Below are 25942 nucleotides of genomic sequence, written 5' to 3'. Positions count from 1 at the left end.
GTCGTAGCGTCCACGCCAATCACATGACATCGGTCTGGGAAGGAAGCAGAATGGCAGGCGTGAAGGAATGGCTGGACCTCGCCAACAGCGGCATCGCGGTCATCGCGGCCGTGGTCGCCGCGATGTGGTGGCTGCTGCGCCAGCAGGACAAGCGGATCGATCAGAAGCTCGACACGAGGTTCGCGGTCGAGATTCCGTTGCTCAACGGACGGATCGACGGGGCCAAACAGGGGTTGGAGGCGAAGATGGATCTCAGTGATCAGCAGGTCAACCAGCAGATTGCGGCGCTGGAGGCGAAGATGGATCTCAGTGACCAGAAGGTCAACCAGCAGATAGCGGCGCTCGAGGCGAAGATGGACCTCAGCGATCAGCAGGTCAACCAGCAGATAGCGGCGCTCGAGGCGAAGATCGATCTCGTCGAAGAGCGGCTGGACGCGAAGATCGATCTCGTCGAAGAGCGGCTCGGCGCGCGGATCGACGCGGTGGCCACCAAGGGCGACGGGAGCGAGCGGCGGCTCGACCTGAAGATCGACGCGCTCAAGGATCTGAGCGACACTCGACTGGCGGCGATCGAGGCCGACCTGGGCATCATCAAGGGTCATCTGCTCGGGCAACAGTTGCCCGCTCAGGCATAGCGCGACGCCCGATCTGCCGGTGTCCCAGGCCCGGCGGCCAGCAGCCCCAGCAGCTCGGCCTCCAGCACGGCCGCGACCCGGCGTACGAAGTCGTCGGGCTCGTCGGCGGCATCGGGCCGCTCGGCGACGATCCGGTCGACGACGCCCAGCTCGCGCAGGTCGAAGGCGCCGATCCGCTGGGTCCGGGCCATGTCGGCGGCATGGGTGGTGTCGCCGTGGACGATCGCCGAGGCGCCCTCCGGCGGCAGCGGAGTGAGCCAGGCGTGCTGCGCCGCGACGATGCGGTCGGCGGGCAGGAAGGCGAGTGCGCCGCCACCGCTGCCCTCGCCGAGCATCAGGCTCACCGTCGGCGTCCCCACCCCCAGCAGCGCCGCCAGGGTGCGGGCGATCTCGCCGGCGATGGCGCCGTTCTCAGCGGCGGCCGAGAGGGCGGCGCCCCGGGTGTCGATCACCGTCACGACAGGCAGCGACAGCGCCGAGGCCAGCTCGAAGCCGCGCTGCGCCACCCGCAGACCCTCCGGCCCGAACGGTCGCTCCGCCTGGGAGCGGCGGTCCTGCGCGACCAGCACGCACGGCGCCGCGCCGAACCGTGCCAGCGCCAGCCGGATGCCGCGGTCGTGCTCGCCCCGGCCGCTGCCGAAGAGGGGTACGACGACCTCGGCGGCACCCAGCAGCTCGCGCACGCCCGGCCGGTCCGGGCGGCGGGTGCGGGTGATGGCGTCCCAGGCGTCGGGCGCCTCGAGCCGGTCCTCGGGCAGCGCCCGGGCCGGCGTGTCCCGCGGCGCATAGATCACGTCGAGCGCGTTGAGGGCGACGGTGCGCAGGTCGGTGGGGAGCACGACGGCGTCGATGATCCCGTGCATCCGCAGGTTCTCGGCCTGCTGTACGTCGGGCGGCAGCGGTGCCCCGGTGACGAGCTCGACCACCTTCGGCCCGAGGAAGCCCAGCAGCGCTCGTGGCTCGGCGATGGTGACATGCCCGAGCGAGCCCCAGGTCGCCATCACGCCGCCGGTGGTGGGGTGGCGCAGGTAGACCAGGTAGGGCAGGCCGGCCGTCTTATGGGCGCTGATCGCCTCGCCGATCCGCACCATCTGCACGAACGCCGGGGTGCCCTCCTGCATCCGGGTGCCGCCGGAGGCAGGGGCGCCGACCAGCGGCAGCCGCTCCCGGGTGGCCCGCTGGATGGCGTTCACCAGCCGATCGGCCGCGTCCCGTCCGACCGAGCCGGCCAGGAAGCCGAACTCGCTGACCAGCACCGCGACCCGGCGGCCGCCGAGCCGGCCCTCGCCGGTGAGCACCGACTCCTCGGCCCCGCTCCTGGCCTGCGCCGCGGCCAGCTCGGCGGCGTACTCCGCCGAGACCCCGGCGCGAGCAGGCGGGGTGTCCCAGGACAGCCACGAGCCCTCGTCCAGGACGAGGTCGAGCAGGTCGCGGGCGGTCAGGTGGGCCATGGCGCCGAAGGCTACCGCCGCGCCGCACTCGGTACGGCGCGGCGAGGGGCTCTGGGAGCCCGGGAATCTGCGGGATGCCCGATGTTAGGGTCGGTGGCGTGGTGCGCCAGGTGGAGTCCAGACGCGAGCGCTCGAAGCGGGAGCGCATGGAGCGCATCAAGCAGGCGGCCTACGAGCTTCTCACCGAGCACGACTTCAACGACGTCACCACGAAGGACATCGCCGAGCGGGCCGACATCGGCGAGGCGACCCTCTTCCGCTACGTCGCGAACAAGCTGCAGTTGCTCGTGATCACCTACGGCACCCGCTTCCAGGCCAAGCTCGAGGTCATCACGAAGCAGGCGGCTGAGCTCTGCGCCGAGACCGAGGGAGTCACCGGTGAGCGCATCATCGAGACCGTGCTCGACGGTTACCGCGGCTATTGCGAGGTCTATCTCACCTCTCCGAACAACGTCGGGCTCTACCTGCTCGAGAGCTACAACCGGGAGACCTCCGATCGCGAAACCGTGATCGTGCACGGAGACGTCATGATCTCCGTCGCCACGGATCTCATCGTCAGAGGTCAGCAGCTCGGCGTCCTCCGGGCCGACGTCGACGCTGCGCTGGTCGGGGAGAACTGCCTCGGCTTGTTCGTGCACGAGGTCTTCCGCACCCGCAGCCGCGGGCTCGAGCACGAGAAGGTCTGGGAGCGGCTGCGCCCCCGGCTCGAGACGCAGCTCGCCCTGCTCGTCGACGACGAGCAGCCCTGACCCCGAGTTTCTACTGCCGGAAGTCGGTGACGGGGTAGCCGACGCGGCGCTCGCGGAAGCGCCAGCCCTGCGAGGTTCTCACGATCGAGTCACGGACCACGCTGAGCCTGGCGATGACCGGGGGATCGACGCTGCCGTCGAGGGTGAGCACGTAAGCGGTCGAGGTGACCTCGTCGCCTTCGCCGTCGATGAGCAGGTTGTTGTTCCAGTGCTGGTAGCCCAGCTGCTCGTCGACGGCCCGCTGCATGAGCCCCTGGATCTCCTCGCGGCCCCGGAACAGCCCGAAGCGGCCGTGGTCGTAGATCCCGTCCTCGACGAAACAGTCGGCCACACCGGCGGCATCCCCGACCACGTCGACGAGATAGTTGTAGCGGCTGAAGAGCTCGCGGATGGCGAGGTGATCCTCGAGTGAGAGCGGCATGGCCTTCCTTTCCTGGTTACGGCTGCGCTTGGGTGGATGCGGCGGAGTGCGAGGATCGCAGCCCCCTGGTCTCCACCGCATCGACGAGATGCTCTGCGGTGAGCGCGACGCGGTACACCTCGCGAGCGCTCTCGGTCGAGACCCGGCCCTCGCGTACGTCGTGGGCAACGAGCTCAGGGTCGCGGTGCTGCGGCTTTCCGTAGCCCGCACCGCCGGTGGTCCACATCTCGAGGATCTCGCCGTGGTGGAACATGTGCACTGCTTTCGATCCGAGCTCGGTCTGCTCTCCCGAAGCGCTCGTCACCCGGTAGCGGCATGGCGGGGAGGCAAGCCCGCCTGCCACACCCTGCGGCGTGAAAACGTGCCGGTCGCGGCGCACGCTGAACTGGGCATCGCCGCCGAGCCACCTGGCACTCACGTGGCAGCCCAGGCCGCCACGATATTCGCCTGCGCCGCCCGAATCGGCCCACAGTCGGCTCTGCTCGATGCGCACCGGCAGCCTGCTTTCAGTCACCTCGACCGGAATGAGCGAGCCGTTGGTGAGATCGGTGTCGGTCATGTCGAGACCGTCGCGATCGGGGCGGGCACCCATGCCTCCGCAGTGCAGCAGGCCGAGTGGTTCGACGTGTCCTCGGTCGCCGACGTAGATCATGCTGAGCTGGCCGTCACCCGGCGCGCCGACTCGTTCGGGAGCGGCGAGCGCGAGCGCTCCCTGCACCGCGCTCGCGACCCGCTTGAAGGTCACGGCGCGCGCACCGACCGGGGCGGGATAGCTTGCGTTCACGATGCTGCCCTCGGGCATCTCGACTGCCACGGAGCGGAAGCAGCCGGCGTTGCTCGGCATCGATGCGGGGCAGAGGATCCGTACGCCGTAGTAGACGCCCGCGATCGAGGATGATGGCGTGCAGTTGATCGCACCCGCGACCTGCGGCGAGGTGCCAGCGAAGTCGAAGCGGATGTCCGAGCCGTCGACCGTCACGGTCACGGTGATTGCGATCGGCTCGTCGGAGTTCCCGTCGTCGTCGATGTAGTCGGTGAAGGTGTGGCTACCGTCGGGTATCGAGCGGATGCTCTCCCTCGCGGTGCGCTCGGCGATGTCCATGAGCTCGGCTCCCACACGCACGACCTTGTCGACGCCCCAGCGGCGGCACGCCTCTTCGAGGCGCCTTCGGCCGACGTGGCAGGCGGCGATCTGCGCTTCGATGTCGCCTCGTACGGCGGTCCCGTTGCGCGAGTTGTACTCGAAGATGCGCAGGAGCTTCTCGTCGACTGCTCCCGCTTCGACGATACGCACCGGGGGCAGTCGGAAGCCCTCGGCGTGGATGTCGAAGGCGTTGGTCGAGGTGCTGCCGGGGGCGACCCCACCGATGTCGGTGTGGTGCGCCATGGTCGCCGTGTAGGCGAACACCGCGTCGTCGTAGAAGACCGGCTCGAGGACCGCGAAGTCGGGCAGGTGGGTGCCGCCGCTGTAGGGGTCGTTGAGCAGGTAGACATCGCCGGGCTTGGCGCTTTCGGGTGGGAACTCGCGGAGTATGCCGGCAACCGCGTCGACGAGCATGCCGAGGTGGCAGGGCAACGCCTCGGCCTGGGCGAGGGTGCGCCCCTGCCGGTCAAAGATCGCGGCGGTCGCGTCGTGCCCTTGGTTGATCATGGTGCCTTCTGCTGTGCGACACATCGAGGCCTCCATCTCGTCGGCCGTCGACTCGAAGAGGCCGCGCAGCACGGCGATGTCGATCGGATCGACGTGAGCCGCTGAGCCTCTGCCGCCGCTCTCGCGCTCGCCAACACGCTCTGAGTCGTCGCGACCCGTTGTGTAGCGCAGGTTGCCGCCTTCGAGCACGGTCACGAGATGACCCGGGTAGACGACCACGGTCGCATCGGTCTGGGCGATCACCGCAGGGCCGCGCACCTCCTCGCCCGTGCGCAGCGAGGCGCGGGAGATCACCTGGGTCATCATCGCGACCGGTTCCCCTCCCACGTCGAAGATCACCTCGCGCTCACGCGCCTGGTGCCCGCCGGCCGGTGCAGCCGCGCCGAGCGGCACGGAGTCGGAGCCGCCCGCGGCGGTACGGGTCACACGCGCTCCCGCGACCTCGACCGGGGTGTGCGGCTTTGCGTAGGCGTAGACCTTCTCGTGCTCGACATGGAACGCCTGCCTCGCACGCTCGAGGGCGACCGCGTCGAGGGGATAGCCGACTGATACCGGGAGTTGGTGGAACTGCCCGCGATACCGCATCGATGCGTGCACCTCGACGCGGCTCGCCTCAGCCGAGTAGCCGTCGAGCTCGAGCTTGCGCAGGCACTCTTGGTCGAGGCTGGCGAGGAGTCGGCTCACCGCTTCGGTGTCGAGTTCGTCGGTCTGTGCGGTGAGCGTGCCGAGGCTTGCGGCGGCATCATGCACGGTGTCGGCGCCGAGCGCCCCGAACGCGCACAGCACCCCGGCGGCGGGTGGGATGATGACGGCGGGGATCTCGAGTTCCTCGGCCAGCCTGCCCGCGTGCACTGGGCCCGCGCCGCCGAAGGCCACGAGGTTCAGATCGCGGGGATCGTATCCCTGCGCGACCGAGACGAGCCTCACCGCCCGAGCCATCGCCGCGTTCGCGACGCGGTGGATGCCGAGGGCCGCTTGCTCGACGGTCATGCCCAAGGGGCCTGCGATATCGCGTTCGATCGCCGAGATCGCGAGCTCGCGGTCGATCTGCAGCGTCCCGCCCGAATGCATATAGCCAAGCACCGCGCTCGCATCGGTCACCGTGGGCTGCGTGCCGCCGCGGCCATAGCATGCCGGGCCGGGCCGAGCCCCTGCGCTCTGCGGGCCGATCTGCAGACCGCCTCCCTGGTCGATCCACGCGATGCTGCCGCCGCCCGCGCCGACGGTGTGAATGCCGACCATGGGAATGCTGAGCGGGAAGCCGTCGATCTCTCCCTCGGGCGTGAGCAGGGGCACTGCGTCTCGCACGAGCGCCACATCCGTGCTTGTGCCGCCCATGTCGAAGGTGATGCAGTCGCGCGAACCGCTCTGGCGATTGATCCGGCCAGCGCCCACGACTCCTGCCGCAGGGCCCGACAGCGCCGTTCCGATGGGTCGCTCACGGGTGGTCTCAGGGCCCGCGAGTCCGCCGCTGGACTGCATGATCTGCAGCGGCGCCGTACAGCCGAAGTCGGCGAGTGCTGCCTCAAGGCCGCCGAGGTGGGTGATGATGGCGGGCCGGATGTAGGCGTCGAAGGAGGCGAGCACGGTGCGCTCGTACTCGCCGATACGCCGACTCAGCGCGCTCGCCGTCGTCACCGCGCATTGCGGGTGGAGCTCGCGAAGGATGGCCGCTGCCCGCTCCTCGTGTGCCGGATTGGCGTAGGAGTTGATGAAGCTGACCACGAGAGCTTCGGCTCCCTGCTCCAGCAGCTCTTCTGCCTTGCGCCGCAGGTTCCGCTCGGAGAGTGGCACGACCGGCTCGCCAGCGCTGCTCATCCTCTCCTCGACGCCCCGGGTGAGTTGCCGGTTCGCGAGGAATAGCGGCTCGGCTGCCTCCACGAATATGTCGTACATGCTCGATCGGCTGAGCTTCCCGATCGGCAGCACATCCTCGTGCCCGGCCGTGAGGAGCAGTCCGATCTTTGCACCTTTACGCTCGAGAATCGCGTTCGTAGCGATCGTGGTGCCGTAGCAGATGCGTTCGACCTGGTCAGGCGTGGCGTCGAAGCTGCGAAGCACTTCCGAGATGCCGTGCACCACACCTTCGTAGAAGGTCGGCGGCGTCGACGGCACCTTGGCGATGGCGCAGCCGCCGGTATCGGGGTCGTGCGCGAACACGTCGGTGAAGGTGCCGCCGGTGTCGATGCCGATCCGGACCATCTAGCCGTCCATCTCTTCGGCGGTACGCCGCCTGGGAACCCAGTCCACGTGCGGCACCGCTTCCAGGAGGCGGCGGGTGTAGTCGGCGGCCGGGTCGCGCAGCACCTTGTCGGAGGTTCCGTACTCGACCATCTGGCCGCGCCGCATCACCAGCGTCGTCTCGCAGACGTAGCGGGCAACGGCGAGGTTGTGCGTGACGAAGAGATAGGCGACGCCGAGCTCCTCGCGAAGCGAGTTGAGCAGGTTGAGGATCTGCGCCTGGATCGACACGTCGAGCGCCGCGACCGACTCGTCCAGGATGAGCAGCGACGGCTTCACCGCGAGGGCGCGGGCGATGCCGACGCGCTGGCGTTGACCGCCCGAGAGGGCCTTCGGTCGAAGGCCTTCGTGCCGCTCGTCCAGGCCGACCTGCGACATCAGCTCGTGGATGCGTGCGGCGCGCTCGGCCGCGCTGCCGCCGTGATGCAGGCGCAGCACCTCGTCGAGGCACGAGCTCACGGTCTGCCGCGGATCGAGCGACGAGTACGGGTCTTGGAAGACCATCTGCACCTGCCTGGCCTGCGCGAGCCGCTGGGCGGCGCCCCTGGGCCGGGTGCGCTCGACGCCGTCGACGTACACGTGCCCGGCGGTGGCCTGTTCGAGGCCCGCGATCATGCGCGCGACCGTCGTCTTGCCCGAGCCCGACTCGCCGACCACGGCGAGCGCCCCGCCGGCTGACACCGAGAAGCTGACGTCGTCGACCGCGACCAGGGTGTGGGCCTTGCCCTTGCCCGGTACGTCGATGACGAACTCCTTGCGCAGGCCGCTGACCTCCAGCACGGTCCCGGTCACGATCGGGCCTCCTTATCTTCGGCTGGCTCTTCGGCTGGCTCTTCGGCTGGGAGGTGCGCGCCCGCCCCCAGCGCCGCGGCGAGTTCGCTGGGAATCGGCTGGAGCCTGCCCTCGGTGGTGAGCGTCGGGCGCGCCGCGAGCAGCCCTGCGGTGTAGGGGTGCTGGGGGTTCGCGACGAGTTCCGCCGCGGCGCCGGTCTCGAGGATGCGCCCTGCGTACATGACCGCGATGCGGTCGCAGACCGCGGCCGCGAGGTCGATGTCGTGGGTGATCAGCAGCATCGAGAGCTGCCTGGCCTCCTTGGCCTCGGCGAGGATCGCCATGACGTCCTGCTGGCTCGTCACATCGAGGGCCGTGGTCGGTTCGTCGGCGAGCAGCAGCTGCGGCTCGACCGCGAGGGCGGCCGCGATCATCACTCGCTGCAGCAGACCGCCAGAGAGCTGATGGGGGTATTGCCGCAGCCGCCGCTCGCCGTCGGGGATGCCGACCGAGGCGAGCAACTCGACGACCTTCTTCTCCGCCTCGGCTCGCGAGTGGCCGCGCACCCGTACGAGGGCCTCGGTCAGGAAGTCGCCGACGGTGCGCATCGGGTTGATGTAGGCGTGCGGGCTCTGGTAGATCATCGCGACGCCGTGGCTGCGGTACTCCCGAAGCCGCGCCGAACTCATCTCGTAGACATCCTCGCCGCAGAACCGGATCCGGCCCCCGACGTCGGCGCCGCGCATGAGCATGCGCATCACCGCGCGCGCGGTGAGCGACTTGCCCGACCCCGACTCGCCCACGACCCCGAGGGTCTCTCCGCTGCCGATCTCGAGGCTGACGTCGTGGATGAGCCTCAGCGGCTTGCCGCGCACGGGCAGGTCGACCGTGAGCCGATCGATCTCGAGCGTGGGAGTAGACATCGCTGCCTCCGTCGGGGTCGGTGTCATCAGCGGGCCGCCGCTCTCTGCGTCATTCGCTCGCCGAGCGAGTTCACGACGATCACCACCACGACGATGGCGATGCCGGCCGAGATCGTCTCCCAGGGCTTGCCCGCGATGAGGTCGGACTGGCCGGTGGAGACCATCAGGCCCCATTCGGCCGCCGGCGGCTGCACGCCGAGGCCGAGGTAGGAGATGGCCGCGAGATCGACGAGCGCAGTGCCGAAGGAGATCGTGAGATTCGCCCGGATGATGGGCAGCAGGTTCGGCAGCAGGTGCCGTAGGCAGATGCGCCAGCCCGACATGCCGAGCAGTTGGCACGCCTCGACGTACGGCAGGTGTCGCTCCCGCCGGGCGACCGAGCGCAGCACGCGGGCGATATAGGGCGTGAACCCGATCGCGAGCGCGACGGACGGGCCCACGACGCCGGTTCCCAGTACGGCGACCACGACGATCGCGAGGATCAGCGCGGGGAAGGAGAACAGCAGGTTGAGCAGGCGGGCCACGAACTGGTCGTAGCGGCCGCCGATCCAGACCGCCGAGAGCGAGAGCGTGATCGCGGTGGTCGAGGCCACCAGGATGACGAGCGCCGGGCCGAGCAGGCTGAGCCGGGTGCCGTAGACGAGCCGCGAGAGGATGTCGCGCCCGGTGCTGTCGGTGCCGAGCAGGTGTTCGGCGGACGGCCCCATCGAGGCGCTGAGAATGTCGGTCTGGCTCGGCGGGTACGGCGCGATGAGCGGGGCGAACACCGCGACGAGCACGAAGAGCAGGCAGATGAGCGACAGCACCGCGATCACGGGATCCCAGCTCTTCACCCTGGTCATGAGAGACGCCTTTCCGATGCTCATCAGGTCCTTCCCTTCCGCAGTCGCGGATCGAGCCAGAGGTGCAGCAGATCCGCGATCGTCGTGAGCACCACGAAGATCACTACGAGGATCATCACGATGGCCAGCACGACGCTGGCGTCCTTCGAGATGACCGACTGCACCAGGAACGAGCCGATGCCGTCGAGGGCGAAGGCCTTCTCGACCACCACCGAGCCGGCGATCAGGCCGCCGCCGGTCAGGCTCACCACGGTAACGATCGGGACGGCCCCGTTGCGGAAGATGTGCCGCCAGAACACCGACCCGCTCGAGAGCCCGCGGCCGCGGGCGGTCTCGACGTGCTCGCGACTCGCCTGATCGCGCAGGCTCGCACGGGCGATCTGTCCGAGAAAGGCCGTCCAGGCCAGCGACAGCGCGATCGATGGCAGCGTGAGCGCGACGATCTTCGAGCCGAGGCCCGGGCCGCCCGCCCCGACGGCCGGGAACCAGCCGAGTTTGACGGCGAAGAGGTGGATCAGCAGCACGGCGGCCACGAAGGAGGGCAGCCCGATGAGCACGCTCGTGATGACGGTGACCAGGCCGTTGAGCTTCGGCACGCGGGTCGCGAGGATGCCGAGGCCGACGCCGAACAGGATCACCAGGAGCGTGGCGTACAGGTCGAGCAGCAGGGTGTTGCCGATGCGAGGCTGGAGAAGCGACCAGACGCTCTGCTGATAGTGGTACGACGTGCCGAGGTCGCCGCGCAGCACCCCGAAGAGCCAGTCGAAGTAGCGCAGCCACGCCGACTGGTCGAGGCCGAGCCGGTGCTCGATCTGCGCGACCTGCTCAGGGCTCGCGTCGCTGCCGGCGATCTCGACCGCCGGATTGCCCGGAACGAACTGGAGCGCGGTGAAGACCAGGACGCTGGCGACCAGCATCGTGATCAGCGCCCCGAGGAGGGTTCTCAAGCCCTGCTTCAATGCGGAGTTCATGTCATGTCCCCTCCCGTGGGGGGCCGCAGAGGATGTCTGCGGCCCCGCACGGCGACGGATCGGAGTTCACTACTCGCTCGGGCCGATCAGCGCCAGGCTCGGGCTGAACACATAGGCGAACGAGGCGATGCCGCCCGTGAGCCCCTTGCGCAGATAGAGGATCTCGTAGCTGTTGACCAGCGGCACGGTGATCCTCGCCGGCTCGTACAACGGCTGCGCTTCCTTGAGGATCTCGGCGCGCTCGCGCGAATCGAAGGTCTCCACCGCCTTCGCCACGGCCGCGTCGACCTCCGGATCCGAGAACTGGGCGAGGTTGAAGAGCGCGCCGTCGGTTGCCGTGCGGCGCGGGTAGAACAGGATGTCCGGCACCACCGAGACACCGGTGTTCATGATGAGGTCCACGCCCTCCCGGGCTGCGGGATCGATGAAGTACGAGGCGTTCTCGGCCGGCTGGATCTGCTTGATCTCGAGGTCGATGCCGAGTTGCTTCGCCTGCTCCTGCAGCAGCGTCGAGGTGAGCCGCATCTGCTCGTTGCCCGCGATGACCACCATGGTGAGGCTCGTCGGCGGGTCGTCCATCTCGGCGATGAGCTTCTTCGCGCCTTCGATGTCGGCGGTCTTGTCGACGTCAAGCTCCTCGAGCCCGCTGGTGTACAGATCGGCATTGTCCGGGCCCCAGAGCACCTCGGGCACCATCGTGTAGAGCGGCGTCGCCGCACCGTGGAACACCTTCTCGGCGATCGCCGTGCGGTCGACGAGCTTGCTGAACGCCTGGCGCAGCCTCTCGTCCTGCATCGCGCCCGTTCCCACCGGGAAGATCTGCAGCATCGACTGGTTCGGGCCGTAGATGAGCTGGCCGTCGGTCTCGGAGAGGGGCTCGATGGCCGCCGGCGGCACCTCGTAGGAGCCGTCGATCGCGCCCGACTGCAGCGCCTGCGTCAGGGCCGAGGCATCCGAGATGAACTGCAGGTCGACCTCCTTGGCGTGCGGCTTCGCCTCGGTGTTCCAGTAGTACGGGTTCTCGGTGAGCTGGATGCCGCTGCCGGAGGCCCAATTCTCGATCTGGTACGGGCCGGTGCACATCACGCCGACCGAGGGGCTGCCGGTCTCCGTGCCGTGGGCCTCGACGAACGACTTCTGCATCACGACCCCCGGTGCGACGCTCATCGCGGTGAGGAAGAGCGAGTCGGGGGTCTTGAAGGTGACTGTCACCTCGTTGGTGCCGGTCACGTCGATGCTCGCGACGCTCGCGAAGACGCTGCCCGCGTAGCCGGAGGCGACCGTGGGGTCCATGTGCCGGGCGAGGCTGTACTGCACGTCCTCGGCAGTCATCGCCTCGCCGTTCGAGAACTTCACGTCGTCGCGCAGGGTGAAGACGAGTGAGAGGTGGTCCTCGCTGTAGGTCCACGACGTGGCCAGACTCGGGCCGAGCGAGTAGTCCGGGTTGAGGGCGACCACCCGATCGCAGATGTTGGAGTTGACCAGGTAGAGGCTGTTGTCGCCGCCCTTGGCAGTGTCGAGCGTCGTGGGCTCGCCGAAGGGAACGCCCCACTTCAGCACGTCCATCTCGCCGGTGGCCGCCGCGGTGGTGTTCTGCAGTTCGATCGTGCTCGACTCCGAGCTGTCGCTGTCCGAGCTCTTGTCAGACGAGCAGGCGGTGGCAGCAGCGACCACCAGCAGCAGGCTCGCCGAAACCCCGCCGACGCGAGTCACGACTCCGTGTCGTCTCATTTCGGTCGTCTCATTTCGCGCATGATGTTCTCCTTGGGAACAGGAAGGTTGGTTCTTGAATTGCGTGGCCGAGCTGTGGCTGGGCGGTGGTCACCCGAATTCGGCGCGGTGTACCGCCACTCCTCCCTTCATCACGAAGGCCGGCCGCTCCAGGGTGAGAATGTCGTGCAGAACGTCGCCGTCGACGGCCACGACATCGGCGGCATGTCCGGTCCGCAGGGTGCCGACCTCGTCCTGGAGTTGCAGCAGCGCCGCGGCGTCCCTGGTGATGGCCGCGAGGATTCCCGCCGCCGGCACGCCCGCCTCGGACCAGATCCGCAGGTCGAGGCCGATATCGCCCACCGGCAGCCAGGCGGGCCCGCCGTCGGTGCCGAAGACGAGCCGCACTCCGCGCGCGACGGCCTTCTCGAAGACCTCGATCATCCGCTGCGTCACCTCGGTGGCGGCCTTGATCCCGTAGTCGGGGACACCGTTCTCCGCCCCGCGCTCGGAGATCGCGCGGTAGACGCCGAGCGTGGGGACGAGCGTCGTGCCCGACGAGACGAGCCGCTCGAGCGTCTCATCGCTCATCAGGGGGGTGTGTTCGATGGAGTCGGCGCCGGCGGCGAGGGCGTTCTGCGCGCCCTGATCGTTCAGGGTGTGTACGCACGCTCTGCGGCCGGCGCGGTGCGCTACCGCGACGCCGGCCTGAAGTTCCTCGACCGTCAGCTGGGTGGCCGTGAAGTGCTCGTGCTGCCCGATCGCCCCGCCCGAGGCGATCAGCTTGATCACCTGGGCGCCCTTCGAGAGTTGCTGCCTCGCCGCGCGGGTCACGCCGTCGACGCCGTCCGCGCTCGTGCTGACGTGTCCGTGGGCGTGGCCGCCGGTCATGGCGATGGCGGCGCCGGCGGGCACGATCCTGGGGCCGGGTACGTCGCCCCTGTCAATGGCAGCCTTGAGGTCGAAGACGGTGTCGTCGACCGTGCCGAGGTCGCGCACGGTCGTGAGCCCGGCGCGCAGGCACCGCATCGCGTTGGCCTGGGCACGATAGGCGCGGTCGCCGAGCGTGGTGCCCCCGTTGAGGAAGAGGTGGACGTGGGCGTCGACGAGCCCGGGCAGCAGCGTGCGGTCGCCGAGATCCACGAGCGTCGCGTCCGGATGCTTGCGGCGCAACTGCTCCGGCGGGCCGAGTTCGCCGATGCGGTCGCCGTCGACGAGGATCGCGGTGTGCTCGCGGAGCTCGTCGCCGAGCCCGTCGTACACATAGCGGGCCTGCAGGATCTGCTTCACGGTGCCTCTCATGGTCGGTTGTGGGCGCGAGCGCTACTCGACGGGCGACTCGCCCGCGTGGAGCAGGCGGTCGACCAGTTCGCCGGCGCCGGAGCGCACGTCGAGCCCGGTGGCGCTCTCGAAGACGGTGATGATCGAGGAGATCGTGGGCGTGGCGACGCCTATCCGGCGCGCGAGCTCTTCCATCGGCGCGAGGCCGTAGGGAAGGTCGTCGGTGAGGTAGGAGGGCCACAGCGCCCGAGGCGGCTGGGACAACTCGTAGCCGGGAAAGCTCTGCAGCAGTTCGAGGATGCTCTCGCCGGCCGCGCCCTGCGCGTGGTAGTAGCGGGTGAAGAGCTGCACCGTCGACTCGCTCTCCCCGGTCAGCGAGCGGGAGATCGCGCAGCGCTCCGAGTCGACGACCTCGAGTAGTCGCCCGGTCGCCTCGGAGAGCGACTCGCGATAGAAGCGCCGGCCCTCTCCCCGGTCGATGGCGGAGAGGTTCGCGAGCATGATCGGCGGATGGATCACGTGGTTGAGATTGGCGAGGCTGGTCTCGTGGTGGTGCGTGCCGACGAGGCCGGGCAGCCATCGCCCGAACGACGCCGCGAGCGCCTCGCCCTGACTCCGGCACAGACCACCGCACTGCAGATCGGCCTTGAGGTGCCGGATCTCGACCAGGTCCTCGGTCAACTGGCCGAACACCGCCACCCCCGGAAGCTCGCCCACCTGCGGTGAGTCGACCCCCGCCTCGCGAGCCCAGTGACGGAAGCCCGCGGCTCCGGCGAAGTTCCCCGGGGCGATGAGGATGTCGGCCGCCTCGAAGAGCGTGGGGCGATCGTCGAGGAGTCGGCGCAGCGAGCGCGGGTTGGCGATGACCAGCACGTGCGAGCACGCCGCGGCCTCCGCCTCGTCGGCGCTGGCGATCTGGGCGCTGCGGGTCGCGCCGTCGGGCGTGCGCACCCGCAGCTCGCGCAGGGTGGGGGTGGTCGAACCCAGATCCGTCCTGAGCACGCGGACGCGCGTGCCCGAGGAGGCGGAGCAGTAGGCCGCAGTGACCTCGACGAGGGGATTGTCCCCCAGTACGACGAGCGTGTCGGACACCATCCTGCACCTCCCTTCGAGATCCGGTTGAGGGCCGCCGGTAGCAACTTGCGAGACTCTACTTCGTTATGAGTGCACTATCGCTTTTTGTCGCCGGATTGTGACACGCCCGAAACAACCTGTGAGAACGTGTTGAAAAATCCTGGCCGCGACCGCGATCCCGCGGTGGACCTGGTCAGCTCTTCGGCGTGGTGGGGCTCATCAGCCAGGCGTCGAAGAACGCCGTCAGATCCTGGCCGGTCTGCTGGTTGATCCAGCCGAGATAGTCCTCGCGGGTCGTGGACCGCCCGGCCCGGGCGGCCGGCCAGTCCCGCACCAGCCGCCAGAAGACCTCGTCGCCCAGCATGGCGCGCAGCCGCTGCCACATCAGCGCCGGGCCGTAGTAGACGTTGATCGCCGCGAACCGGCCGGGGTCGTAGGCGCCGGGCGGGCCGTCCTTCTTCCGGGAGCGCCGCTCCGGGCGGCGGAAGTCGCGCAGCGTGTCGCCGGGCTCCAGGCCCCAGGCCTCGTCCTGCCAGACCGCCTGCAGGTAGGTCGCCATGCCCTCGTTCATCCACAGGTCCCGCCAGTAGGCCGGGGTCACCAGGTCGCCGTACCACTGGTGCGCCATCTCGTGCACCAGCACCTCGCCGGAGAGGTCGTCATCGTCATCGCCGATGGTGATCATGGTCTGGGTCTCCATGCCGCTCTCGCCGTCGACGAGCACGAAGCCCAGGGTGTCGAAGGGGTAGGGGCCGAGCTTCGCCTCCAGCCAGTCCAGCATCTCCGGCACCTGGTCGAGGTCGCCGTGCGCCTGGACGTCGTCGCTCGGGATCCAGGAGGTGATCGGCACGCCGCTCGACGAGGTCGCGGTGGTGCTGGTGTAGGGCCCCACCGCCAGCGTCGTCAGGTACGACGCCGCCGGGCTGTCCAGCGACCACGAGGTGGTCGTCGTGGAGCCGTCGGAGGTCCGGCTGGTCAGCTCGCCGTTGGAGATGCCGACCCAGTCGCCGGGAGCGGTGACGGTCACGTCGTAGAGCGACTTGTCGGAGGGCTGGTCGTTGACGGCGTACCAGGTGAACGCGCCATAGGGCTCCTGCATCGTCCACAGCCGGCCGTCCGGCGTGGCGGTGAGGCCGACGGTCTCGGTGTCCTTGCGGGTCGCCGGCGCCGGCACCGGCTCGGGCGCCCCGGCATAGTCCAGCGTCAGGACGTGCCTGCTGTCGGCGGCCACCGGCGCGTTCACCACCAGGTAGTCGCCCGGGTGGTCGAAGGGCACCGGGTCGCCGTCGAGCGACACCGCGGTCGGGGCCAGGCTCGCCGCCAGATCCAGCTGGACGGCACCGGCGTCGGCGGTGGCCCGGAAGGTGAGCTCCTCGTGGCCGGTCAGCGTGGTCTTGTCCCAGGTCAGCGCCAGGTCGTAGTGCAGCGCGTCGACGAGCGGGTCGCCGACCTGTGGGTAATAGGAGTCCTCGACCGGGGTCGAGATCGCCCCGTCGTACGCCGAGAGGTCCCCGATCGCCCCCCGAGAGGTCTCGGATTGCCCCTCGAGAGGTCCCGAATTGCCCCCCGATGCGGTCGGGTCGGCCGCCGGCGGCTCCGAGGCCGAGCAGCCGGCGAGCAGCAGCACACAGGCCGCACCGGTCAGACGTGTCCTCATGCCTGCTCGGCGAGCAGCGGCCGGGTGAGCCGGCGACCGTGGTGGATGTTGGCCTTGACCGTGCCCAGCGGCAGCCCGAGCAGGGTGGCGATCTCCTCGTAGGGGAGGTCGTAGACGTCGCGCAACAGCAGCGGCTCGACGTACTGCGGATGCTCGCGCTCCAGCGTCTCCATCGCCTCCAGCAGGTCGAGCCGGGTGCCGGCGATCACCGAGGTGGTGCGCGGATCGGGCCGGTCCATCGCGGGGGCGTCGACCGGCGTCTCGCTCTTCATCCGCCGGTACGCCGTCCGGGCGGCGTTGAGCGCGACGACGTGCAGCCAGGTGGTGAAGCGGCCCCGGCCGTGCCACGACGACAGCTTCGAGGCGACGTTGATCAGCGCCTCCTGGCAGGCGTCCTCGGCGTCGGACGGGTGTGGCAGCACGCCGCGGCACACGCTCAGCGCTCGGGGGCGCACCTCGGCGAGCAGCTGCTCCAGGGCGTCCCGGTCGCCGGCCTGCGCCCGATGCGCGAGTTCGTCGATCTCGTCCGGAGTCACGACACCTATCATGCCTGGGTGTCACTTCCCGGCCGGCTCGGACGCTACGACGCGCAGCGACTGCTGGGCTCCGGCGGCTTCGCGACGGTGTGGCTCGGCTACGACGAGCACCTCGACTCGGCGGTCGCGATCAAGGTGCTGGCCGACAACTGGGCGCAGGACGGCCAGGTGCGGCGGCGGTTCGTCGAGGAGGGCCGCTACCTGCGACGGGTCGACTCGCCACACGTCGTCTCGGTCCACGACGCCGGCGAGCTCGACGACGGCCGGCCCTATCTGGTCATGACCTACGCCGACCAGGGCACGCTCGCCGACCGGCTGGCCGCCGCGCCGCTGAGCCCCGGACAGGTGCTGACCGTGGTGCGGCAGATCGCCGAGGGCCTGCAGGCGCTGCACGACCGCGACATCGTGCACCGCGACGTCAAGCCCGCCAACGTGCTCTTCAAGACCGCCGGGCAGTCGGTCCGGGCGATGCTCGGCGACCTCGGCCTCGGCAAGTCGCTGGACGCCTCGTCGCGGCTGACGATGATCGCCGGCACGCCCTGGTTCGTGGCTCCGGAGCAGGCCGCCGCCGAGTCGCCGGACGCCCGCGCCGACCAGTACTCCCTGGCGGCGCTCGCCTACCTGCTGCTGACCGGCCGGCCGCCCTACGACCACGCCTCGCTGCGAGCGGCCGCCGAGTCGGCCTCGCCGCCGGCGCTGCCGGAGCCGTTCCCACCGGCAGCCTCAGAGGTGGTACGCCGGGCCCTGGCCCGCGATCGCGACGAGCGGTGGCCCTCGGTGACCGACTTCGCCGACGCGCTGACCGACGCGCTCGGCACGCCGCCGGAGCCGCTGCTGTGCGACCCGCAGGCCACCCAGGCCACGCCGGCGCCCGCAGGTCGGCCCACGGCCCGGGCCACGGCGCCGCCGCCCGGTCGTCGTCGCCGCTGGTGGCCCTGGCTCGTCGCCGGCGTCGTACTGGCCGCGGCCGGCGTGGCTGCCGGCTGGGCGATGGCGCCGCGGGCCCCCGAGACCACCACGGTCACCGACGACGAGGGGACGCTCTCGGTCACCGTGCCCACCGCATGGGACCGGACGGTCTCCACCGCCGGCTGGCAGCCGCCGACCGACGAGGCCAGCGAGACCACCTACCCGGCGCTGTCGGTGGGCACCGCCCGGGACTGGCAGGGATCGGCAGGCCAGGGCGTCTTCGCCGGCATCCTGCCCGGCGACAAGCTGCCCCAGCAGGTGCCGCAGCACCCCGAGTGCGAGCGGGCCGACGAGCCGCTGCCGGACCGCTCGGCGGCCGGCGACGAGATGGTCACCGTGGTCTTCACCGGCTGCCCCGGCGGGGTCACCGTCGAGCGGGTCGTCCAGGTCACCGACAACCGGCTGCTGTGGGTGCAGGTGCGCAGCGACTCGAGGATGGTCGCCAACCGGGTGCTCGACGCGCTGCAGACTCACGGCATCTGATCGGCGGGCCGGATGCTGGCCGAGACCTTGGCGAGCAGGTCGTCGAGACCGGGTACGTCGCGCTCGCGGCCGACCACCGACATCTCGATGCGGGCCAGGCCGTCCGGGCCGGCGAACCAGCGGAAGGTGTTGAAGCGCAGCACGTTGCCGACCGAGGTGCGGTAGCGGAAGGCGACGGTGTCGTCGGTCTGCGACACGATCTCGAAGTCGAGGATGTCCGGTGAGTTCTCCAGATCGATGATCTTGTGCTGCTTCATCAGCTTCGGCGTGCGGTTGTCGTTGACGACCATCAGCCGCAGGCTGTAGCCGCCGAAGACCGGCTGGCCGGGCGGCTGCCAGCGGATCTGAAGGGCGTCCTCGTCGTCCTCGTCGGGCGAGGTCCACCTCTTCGGCACCTGGTAGGACCACAGGTTGTCCGGGGTGCCGATGGTGTGACTCTCGTAGGCCAGCCCCGGCTGCAGGGTCGGGAAGTCGATGTCGTCGGCGTAGGGCACCTGGGGGTCGTAGGGGAGCGCCGGCGTCGCCTCGAGCGGCGTGGCCTCGGCCACCTCGGCGACCGGGGACTGCTCGGTGCGTCCGGCCGTCCAGCCGGCCGCGATCCCGCCCGCGAGGAGCAGGAGCACGACGACGACGCGCACCACCAGCCCCATGGCTGACAACCATAGGGAACGGCCGGCGTTCCCGGCGGCGCGTCCGGCGCACTACCGTGGGCCTCCCACGTCGGAGGAGGATGCCCTGAGCACCTGGCGAATGCCCGCCGAGACCGCGCCGCACGCCCGGGCGTGGATGGCCTGGCCGTCGGCGCCGTACACCCTTGGCGACACCCCGGCCGAGGCCGAGCAGGCCTGGACGGCCTGGTCGGCGGTGGCCAACGCGGTCGCGGAGCACGAGCCGCTCTCGATGGTGGTCGATCCGGCGGGGGTGGCGACGGCGCGCCGCTGGCTCTCCAGCACGATCGAGCTGCACGAGGCGCCGCTGGACGACGCCTGGTACCGCGACAGCGGGCCCACCTTCGTCGTGGACGAGACCGGCCGGCTCGGCGCCGTCAACTGGGTCTTCAACGGCTGGGGCCAGCAGCACTGGGCCAGCTGGGAGTACGACGCCCAGGCCAGCGAGGTGGCGACGGCGGCCAGCGGCGCGGTCCGGATCGACTCCCCGATGGTCAACGAGGGCGGCGGCATCCACACCGACGGCGAGGGCACCTTCCTGGTCACCGAGACGGTCCAGCTCGACCCGGGCCGCAACCCCGGCTGGACCAGGGCCGACGTCGAGGCCGAGCTGGCCCGTACCGTCGGCGCGCGCCGGGTGATCTGGCTGCCGCGCGGCTTGGCCCGCGACTCGCAGACCTATGGCACCCGCGGCCACGTCGACATCGTCGCGACCTTCACCGCTCCCGGCCGGGTGCTGCTCCACGACCAGCGCGACGCGAGCCATCCCGACCACGCCCTCGGCGAGGAGTTGGCGGAGCTGCTCGCCGAGGCCACCGACGCCGCCGGCCGGCGGCTGCAGGTGACCCGGCTGCCCGCGCCGGCGACGCTGACCGACGACGAGGGCTGGGTGGACTACAGCTACGTCAACCACTTCGTGCTCAACGGCGCCGTCGTCGCCTGCGCCTTCGACGACCCGGTCGACGCCGAGGCCGCCGAGATCCTGGCGGAGGCCTATCCCGGTCGCGCGGTGATCCCGGTCGACGCCCGGGCGCTGTTCGCCCGGGGCGGCGGTGTCCACTGCATCACCCAGCAGCAGCCGTCGATCGACTGACCCCGCTCGATCCTCCTTCCGGGGTGGGGCCGGCCCGTCAGCCCAGCGCCACGGTCAGCGCCAGCACCGTCTCGGGGTCCTCCAGCCGGTCGCCGTACAGGTCGCGGAGCTGCCCCATCCGGTAGCGCACCGTCTGCGGGTGCACGAACAGCTCGGCGGCGACCTCGTCGCGGCGGCCGTGGTGCAGCAGCCACGACCGCAGCGTCTCGGTGAGCTTCTCGGCCACCGCCGGCCGCAGCCCGGCCAGCGGTGCCAGTACGGCGGTGCGTAGGTCGGCCAGCGCCTCCGGGTCGGCGCCCAGCACCAGCGGCACCAGGTGGGCCTCGGTGTCCTCGCCCCAGCCGGCGGCACGGACCCGCAGCGCGCGCAGGTAGGACGCCCGCACCTCGCGCCACGGCTTCGCCGGCCCGACCACCGCGCCCCGGCCCGCCAGCGGGCGCAGCAGCGCCGCCCGGGCCCGGCCGTGGGCGTCGGGCACCAGCAGCAGGGTGACCCCCTCCACGCCGGGTGGGTCCTCCAGCACCAGCGCCGCCTGGGAGACCAGCGCCATCACCGCGCTCAGCTGTGACTCGGGGACCAGCGCCGCGGTCAGCGTGGTCGGCGGTGACCAGCCGACGCGGCTCGCCGCGTCGTCGAGCACCTCCGCGGTGGCGCCTTCGACGAGATGGCGGGTGAGTCGCTCCAGCAGCCGCTGCCGCACCCGGCCGGCGCTGGCCAGCTCGTCGGCGTGACCGGCCGCGGAGGCGTCGGAGACCTCGTCGATCCAGGCGAAGACCAGTGCCGCGAACTCCACCAGCGCCTCGGGCGGCAGCCCGGCCTTCACCGCGGCGGTGGACAGCTCGCGCCAGGCGACCCGGGCGCCGATCCGGTAGGCGGCCAGCAGCGCCTCCGGAGTGCGGCCGCTGCGGGCCTCGCCGCGGCCGAGCTCGTAGGCGCCCTCCAGCGACTGCGGCGTCGCCGGCACCGCCTCGGCGCTCTGGCCGGAGGCGACCGACAGGAAGCCGCCCAGCGCGACGCCGACCGCCGTCCTGATGGTCTTGCCCATCGGGCCCGACAGGGCGTCCTGATAGGACGGCACGCCCGTGATGATGGCGCCGACCACGTCCTCCCCCACCCGGGGCAGGATCTCCTGGAGGCTGGCCGCGATCTCGTTCGAGAGCCGGATCTCCGGCGAGGGAGTACGGCGAGGAAAGGCTCTGACCACTTGTTTTCATTCCTGACGAACAAATGTGACGCGCATCTTCACGTCGTCCACACAGGAGTTTACCTACATCGGTCAGTCAAGATAGTGCTATGACTGCCGCCGCCTATCCCTCCGGCTCCGGCTTCGGTGCCGCCGTCGGTCAGCGGCTGCGCGATCGGATCGCCGAGCGCGCCGGCCAGGTCGCCGCGGTGATGGCCACGCCGCTGGTCCCGGCGGACTACCTCGACCTGTTCAACCCGCTGCGCAAGGGCGCCGACCTGCGGGCCCGCATCGTCGAGTTCACCCAGGAGACGGCCGACGCCGCCACCATCGTGATGAAGCCGGGTCGTGACTGGGCCGGCCACGTCCCGGGCCAGTACGTCCGCATCGGCGTCGACATCGACGGCGTGCGCAACTGGCGGGCCTACTCGCTGACCCACGGCCCCCGCCCCGACGGCCACATCTCCATCACCGTCAAGGCCGCCGGCAAGGTCAGCGACTACCTCGTCCACCAGGCCCGCACCGGCACGATCCTCCACCTGGAGCAGGCGCAGGGCGAGTTCGTCCTCCCGAGCGACCTGCGCGGCCGCAAGCTGCTCTTCGTCACCGCCGGCTCGGGGGTCACCCCGGTCATCGGGATGCTGCGCAACCTCTTCCCCGTCACCGACTCCGGCGTGCTCCGGCTCGCCCGCAGCCGGGGCCTCGACATCGTCTGCGTCCACGTCGCGCCCACCCGCGCCGAGTCGATCTTCATCGACAACCTGGCGGCGCTCCACGAGGCCGGGCAGATCCGCCTCGTCGACAGGTACGACGACCAGCACGGCGTCCTCGACATCGACCGGCTCGACGAGCTGGTGCCCGACCTGGCCGAGCGCACGACGTACGCCTGTGGTCCGGGCGGGCTGCTCGACGCCCTGGCCGCCCACCACGAGCGCCAGGGGCTGGAGCTGTTCACCGAGCAGTTCCGGCCGACCACCGTCGTCGTCGCCGAGGGCGGCACGGTGACCTTCAACGACCGGACGGTGACGGTCGATGGCGCCACCCCGATCCTCGACGCCGCCGAGGAGGCCGGCGTCCTGATGCCGAGCGGCTGCCGGATGGGCATCTGCTTCGGCTGCGTGCTGCCGCTCAAGGAGGGAGCCGTGCGCGACCTGCGCAACGGCGACCTCACCATCGCCGTCCCGGGAGAGAGCGACGGCACCATGATCCAGACCTGTATCAGCGCCGCCGCCGGCGAATGCGTCATCGACCACTAGGACAGACCATGACGATCACCAACGAGCCCTCTGTCAACGACGGGGCCAACAGCCCGATCAACGCCACCGACAACCCGATCGCCCACCTCTCCAAGGAGGACATCGAGGCGATCGGCGCCGAGCTGGACGCCATCCGCGCCGAGGTGATGGCCGACCGCGGCGCCCGCGACGCCGCCTACATCCACCGCGTCATCAAGACCCAGCGCTACCTCGAGCTCGGCAGCCGTGCGGTGCTGCTGGCCAGCATCTTCCCGCCGGCGTTCATTGCCGGCACCGTCGGGCTGAGCGTGGCCAAGATCCTGGAGAACATGGAGATCGGCCACAACATCCTCCACGGCCAGTGGGACTGGATGCGCGACCCGAAGATCCACTCCACCACCTGGGAGTGGGACAACGCCGCCACCGCCGAGGGCTGGAAGAAGTCCCACAACGAGGAGCACCACACCTACACCAATATCGTCGGCATGGACAACGACCTCGGCTGGGGCCTGGTCCGCGTCGACGAGGCCCAGGAGTGGAACCCGCGCTGCCTGATCCAGCCGGGCCTCAACTTCATCAACATGCTGATCTTCGAATACGGCATCGCGATGTACGACCTCAAGCTCGGCGACAACCTGCGGCTGCCCAAGGAGGAGCGGTCGGAGGAGTTCAACCGGATGCTCACGGGCACCATCAAGAAGGTCCGCAAGCAAGCGCTCAGGGACTACGTCGTCCACCCGCTGCTCTCCGGACCGTCCTTCGCCACCACGTTCGCCGCCAACGTGATCGCCAACCTGGCCCGCAACGTCTGGTCGCACAGCGTGATCATGTGCGGCCACTTCCCCGAGGGCGTCGCCACCTTCGAGCTCGACGAGCTCCCGGAGGGCGAGACCCGCGGCCAGTGGTACGCCCGCCAGATGGTCGGCTCCGCCAACATCTCCGGCTCCAAGCTGGTCCACATCATGTCCGGCAACCTGTCGCACCAGATCGAGCACCACATCTGGCCCGACCTGCCCTCCAACCGCTACGCCGAGGTGGCCCCGCGGGTCCGGGCGCTCTTCGAGAAGTACGGCCTCAACTACCACTCCGCCCCGCTGCCCCAGCAGGTCGGCAGCGCCTGGCACAAGACCATCCGGCTCGCCTTCCCCAACGGCTGGTGGGAGACCACCACCAAGCGCAACCTGCCCAAGCAGGTCGCCCTGCTGGGCCGGATCGTGAAGGCCAAGGGCAGGGACCGGCTCCGGATGCTCAAGGAGCTCGAAGCCCGCGCGGCGGCGAGCTGAGCCCCGACCCCAGCTGTCCTGCAGGGTGCTGCCACCAGCCTGGCTGAGGTCAATTTTCCGGTTAGGATTCCCGGATGACCCTGGTGACCTGCACCGTCGAGGGCGGCATCGCTCAGGTGCGGCTGAACCGGCCCGACAAGCTCAACGCGCTCACCCTGCCGCTGCTCGACGAGTTGGTCGCGACCGCGCGGCGGCTGCGCCGGGACAAGACGCTTCGTGCCGTGGTGATCGCCGGCGCGGGCGACGCCTTCTGTGCCGGACTCGACTTCGCCAGCGTGCTGAGGCGGCCGGCCAAGGTCGCGAAGGCGTTCGTGCCGCGGCCGTGGCGGGGCACCAACACCTTCCAGGAGGCGTGCTGGGCCTGGCGCCGGGTGCCGGTGCCGGTCATCGCGGCCGTGCACGGCCACTGTCTTGGTGGCGGCGTGCAGATCGCGCTGGCCGCCGACTTCCGGATCGCCACCCCCGACTCGACCTGGTCGGTGCTGGAGGGCAAGTGGGGGATCATCCCCGACATGAGCGGCGTCCAGGCGCTCTCGGAGCTGCTCGGCATCGACCAGGCCAAGAGGCTGACCATGACCGCGGAGATGCTCTCCGGCAAGCAGGCCCACGACCTCGGCCTGGTCACCGAGCTCGATGCCGACCCGGTAGTGGCCGCGACGGCGTTCGCGCACCGGCTCACCGAACGGTCGCCCGACGCGCTCGCCGCCGCCAAGCGGCTCTTCGACGACACCTGGGGGAGGTCGCCGCGCCGGACCTTTGCCCGGGAGCGGATCGAGCAGCTCTTCCTGCTTCTCGGCGACAACGCCAAGATCGCCCGCGAGGCCGCCTTCAAGAAGACGTCGCCGGCCTACCGGCCGCGCCAGCGCTGAGCCTCAGAGCGCGTTCGAGAACTCGGAGGCGCCGGCCCGCCGCCGCCCATCGCACGCCCTGGCTGCGTTGTCGTCGGTCGCCATGCCTCCGGCATGGCTCCCTCCTCCTCCTTGCCATGACGCACGCTGGACAACGCCGAGCTCGACGCCGAGTTCTCGAACACACTCTCAGGGCTTGAGCCACTTCCCGCGCACCGGGAACTTCTTCTTGGTGAACCGCACCTCGACGGCGTACAGCGCGCGGATCGGGTTCCGGCTCGCCTCGGCGCCCTCGGGATAGGCGTGGAACGGCTCCTTGCACGGCTTGCCGCTGCTCCGGCACACCCAGGCATGGAAGTAGAGCGTGGTCTTCTTCCCCTCGGTGATGATGTCGCCGCCGCCCGGGCCGCACAGCTTGGTCTTCGGCTTGCTGAGGATGACGTGCTCGGCGCCGAGCCAGAGGTAGGGCGAGTCGGAGCGGCGCCAGGTCTCGGCATAGCTGCACCGGGAGTAGTCACCGGTCGAGGTGAACAGGTAGAACCACTTGCCGCGCTTGAGCAGCACCGGGTTCTCGACCACGCCGGCGCTGACGACCAGCGTCATGCTCGGCTCGCCGAGCGGGGTGAGCCCGTCGCGAGCGAGCTTGAGCAGCCGGATCGAGGACGGGACGCCGTCGGTCTTGTAGAGCAGGAAGACATTCTGTGGGCCGACGTAGATCGACGGGTCGATCGCGCCGTGCGACGCCATCGTCGGCGCGGTCAGGCCGGCGTCGATCATCTGGTCGGCCGCCGGCGGCGTCGAGGCGGCGCTGGGGCAGACCAGCGGCGCGTCGCCGTACGGCGTGAACTGGCCGGTCGCGGAGGCTGACACCGCGACGCCGATGCAACGGCTGGACGCCTTCATGCCGCCCACCGGGGCGGCGAAGTAGAGCAGCCACCGGCCGCCCAGCTGCACCATCTCCGCGGCCCAGATGTCGCCGCTGGCCTTGGCCCAGGTCGGCCGGGTGATCAGGGCGGGGGAGAACGCCTTCCAGCGGCGGCCGTTCTTGGAGGTCATCCGGACCACCTGCTCGCCGGTGCCCACCACGACGTACTGCTTGTGCTTCTTGGTCTTCACCACGCTCGGGTCGGCGACATTTTGGCTGTACTCGAGGGGTAGCACCGGTCCGGCGTGGGCCGGCAGGGTCAACGAGAGCAGCAACACCGTGAGCAGGGCGAGTCTGGGCAGGCGACGGGGCATGTGTCGGGAGGCTCCGGGGTCGGCGGCA

Annotated in this window: 22 protein-coding genes; 7 read left to right on the top strand and 15 right to left on the bottom strand. The window is 70.2% G+C overall.

The window, feature by feature from the left end; translation table 11 throughout:
* The first annotated feature begins 59 nt into the window (after positions 1-59).
* Positions 60-635, top strand: coding sequence for a hypothetical protein (locus tag QM595_RS05755; protein WP_415170576.1), 576 nt, complete (start codon positions 60-62; stop codon positions 633-635).
* Here the strand turns inward: QM595_RS05755 and QM595_RS05750 are convergent.
* Positions 626-2086, bottom strand: coding sequence for a carboxyl transferase domain-containing protein (locus QM595_RS05750; protein ID WP_415170575.1), 1461 nt, complete (start codon positions 2084-2086; stop codon positions 626-628). The genes QM595_RS05755 and QM595_RS05750 overlap by 10 nt on opposite strands.
* Before the next feature lie 74 nt (positions 2087-2160).
* On the opposite strand from QM595_RS05750, the gene QM595_RS05745 reads away from it, so the two are divergent.
* Entirely contained in the window at positions 2161-2835 is a 675-nt protein-coding gene (locus QM595_RS05745) for a TetR/AcrR family transcriptional regulator (RefSeq protein WP_415170574.1), read from the top strand.
* Positions 2836-2845: 10 nt separating this feature from the next.
* On the opposite strand, the gene QM595_RS05740 is transcribed toward QM595_RS05745, so the two are convergent.
* From QM595_RS05740 to QM595_RS05690, 11 genes are all read right to left on the bottom strand, one after another.
* Positions 2846-3256 carry a nuclear transport factor 2 family protein gene (locus tag QM595_RS05740; protein ID WP_415170573.1) on the bottom strand — a complete coding sequence of 137 codons (411 nt, stop codon included), beginning with the start codon at positions 3254-3256 and terminating at the stop codon, positions 2846-2848.
* A 16-nt stretch (positions 3257-3272) separates the two neighbouring features.
* Positions 3273-7109 (bottom strand): hydantoinase B/oxoprolinase family protein, encoded by a 3837-nt coding sequence (locus QM595_RS05735; RefSeq protein WP_415170572.1) that lies wholly within the window; start codon positions 7107-7109, stop codon positions 3273-3275.
* On the bottom strand, positions 7110-7940 hold the full coding sequence (locus tag QM595_RS05730) for an ABC transporter ATP-binding protein (RefSeq protein WP_415170571.1): 831 nt from the start codon (positions 7938-7940) through the stop codon (positions 7110-7112).
* The gene (locus tag QM595_RS05725; protein ID WP_415170570.1) at positions 7937-8842 is read right to left on the bottom strand and encodes an ABC transporter ATP-binding protein; all 906 of its coding nucleotides are present in this window, start codon (positions 8840-8842) and stop codon (positions 7937-7939) included. The genes QM595_RS05730 and QM595_RS05725 overlap by 4 nt, the downstream gene beginning before the upstream one ends.
* A gap of 26 nt (positions 8843-8868) precedes the next feature.
* Positions 8869-9684: an ABC transporter permease gene (locus QM595_RS05720; RefSeq protein ID WP_415170569.1), complete on the bottom strand. Its 816-nt coding sequence runs from the start codon at positions 9682-9684 to the stop codon at positions 8869-8871.
* Positions 9685-9707: 23 nt separating this feature from the next.
* Positions 9708-10655: an ABC transporter permease gene (locus QM595_RS05715; protein WP_415170568.1), complete on the bottom strand. Its 948-nt coding sequence runs from the start codon at positions 10653-10655 to the stop codon at positions 9708-9710.
* Between the two features lie 69 nt (positions 10656-10724).
* Positions 10725-12386 (bottom strand): ABC transporter substrate-binding protein, encoded by a 1662-nt coding sequence (locus tag QM595_RS05710; protein WP_415170567.1) that lies wholly within the window; start codon positions 12384-12386, stop codon positions 10725-10727.
* A gap of 90 nt (positions 12387-12476) precedes the next feature.
* The gene (locus QM595_RS05705) at positions 12477-13667 is read right to left on the bottom strand and encodes an amidohydrolase family protein (protein WP_415170566.1); all 1191 of its coding nucleotides are present in this window, start codon (positions 13665-13667) and stop codon (positions 12477-12479) included.
* Positions 13668-13688: 21 nt separating this feature from the next.
* Positions 13689-14738, bottom strand: coding sequence for an NAD/NADP octopine/nopaline dehydrogenase family protein (locus QM595_RS05700; RefSeq protein ID WP_415170565.1), 1050 nt, complete (start codon positions 14736-14738; stop codon positions 13689-13691).
* A gap of 175 nt (positions 14739-14913) precedes the next feature.
* Complete coding sequence (locus tag QM595_RS05695; protein ID WP_415170564.1) at positions 14914-16377, bottom strand: M1 family metallopeptidase; 1464 nt, start codon at positions 16375-16377, stop codon at positions 14914-14916.
* On the bottom strand, positions 16374-16913 hold the full coding sequence (locus tag QM595_RS05690; protein WP_415170563.1) for an RNA polymerase sigma factor: 540 nt from the start codon (positions 16911-16913) through the stop codon (positions 16374-16376). The genes QM595_RS05695 and QM595_RS05690 overlap by 4 nt, the downstream gene beginning before the upstream one ends.
* An 18-nt stretch (positions 16914-16931) precedes the next feature.
* Between QM595_RS05690 and QM595_RS05685 the strand changes: the two genes are divergently transcribed.
* Entirely contained in the window at positions 16932-18365 is a 1434-nt protein-coding gene (locus QM595_RS05685; RefSeq protein WP_415170562.1) for a protein kinase domain-containing protein, read from the top strand.
* Here QM595_RS05685 and QM595_RS05680 read toward each other — a convergent pair.
* A complete protein-coding gene (locus QM595_RS05680; protein ID WP_415170561.1) occupies positions 18353-19015 on the bottom strand; it encodes a hypothetical protein in 663 nt (220 codons plus the stop codon). The two genes, QM595_RS05685 and QM595_RS05680, sit on opposite strands and share 13 nt — an antisense overlap.
* 100 nt (positions 19016-19115) lie before the next feature.
* Between QM595_RS05680 and QM595_RS05675 the strand changes: the two genes are divergently transcribed.
* On the top strand, positions 19116-20126 hold the full coding sequence (locus tag QM595_RS05675; RefSeq protein ID WP_415170560.1) for an agmatine deiminase family protein: 1011 nt from the start codon (positions 19116-19118) through the stop codon (positions 20124-20126).
* A 37-nt stretch (positions 20127-20163) separates the two neighbouring features.
* On the opposite strand, the gene QM595_RS05670 is transcribed toward QM595_RS05675, so the two are convergent.
* The gene (locus QM595_RS05670) at positions 20164-21330 is read right to left on the bottom strand and encodes a PucR family transcriptional regulator (protein ID WP_415170559.1); all 1167 of its coding nucleotides are present in this window, start codon (positions 21328-21330) and stop codon (positions 20164-20166) included.
* A gap of 89 nt (positions 21331-21419) precedes the next feature.
* On the opposite strand from QM595_RS05670, the gene QM595_RS05665 reads away from it, so the two are divergent.
* The 3 genes from QM595_RS05665 (at position 21420) to QM595_RS05655 (ending at position 24696) form a co-directional block, all read left to right on the top strand.
* Positions 21420-22565 (top strand): ferredoxin reductase, encoded by a 1146-nt coding sequence (locus QM595_RS05665; protein WP_415170558.1) that lies wholly within the window; start codon positions 21420-21422, stop codon positions 22563-22565.
* Positions 22566-22573: 8 nt separating this feature from the next.
* Positions 22574-23827 carry a fatty acid desaturase family protein gene (locus QM595_RS05660; protein WP_415170557.1) on the top strand — a complete coding sequence of 418 codons (1254 nt, stop codon included), beginning with the start codon at positions 22574-22576 and terminating at the stop codon, positions 23825-23827.
* A gap of 74 nt (positions 23828-23901) precedes the next feature.
* Positions 23902-24696, top strand: coding sequence for a crotonase/enoyl-CoA hydratase family protein (locus tag QM595_RS05655; RefSeq protein WP_415170556.1), 795 nt, complete (start codon positions 23902-23904; stop codon positions 24694-24696).
* A 168-nt stretch (positions 24697-24864) separates the two neighbouring features.
* Here the strand turns inward: QM595_RS05655 and QM595_RS05650 are convergent, their stop codons facing one another.
* Positions 24865-25914 carry a family 43 glycosylhydrolase gene (locus QM595_RS05650; protein ID WP_415170555.1) on the bottom strand — a complete coding sequence of 350 codons (1050 nt, stop codon included), beginning with the start codon at positions 25912-25914 and terminating at the stop codon, positions 24865-24867.
* Between the last annotated feature and the right edge of the window lie 28 nt (positions 25915-25942).

The sequence above is a fragment of the Nocardioides sp. genome (assembly GCF_047607185.1).
Lineage (GTDB): Bacteria > Actinomycetota > Actinomycetes > Propionibacteriales > Nocardioidaceae > Nocardioides.
This window is presented reverse-complemented; position numbering and strand designations above follow the sequence as displayed.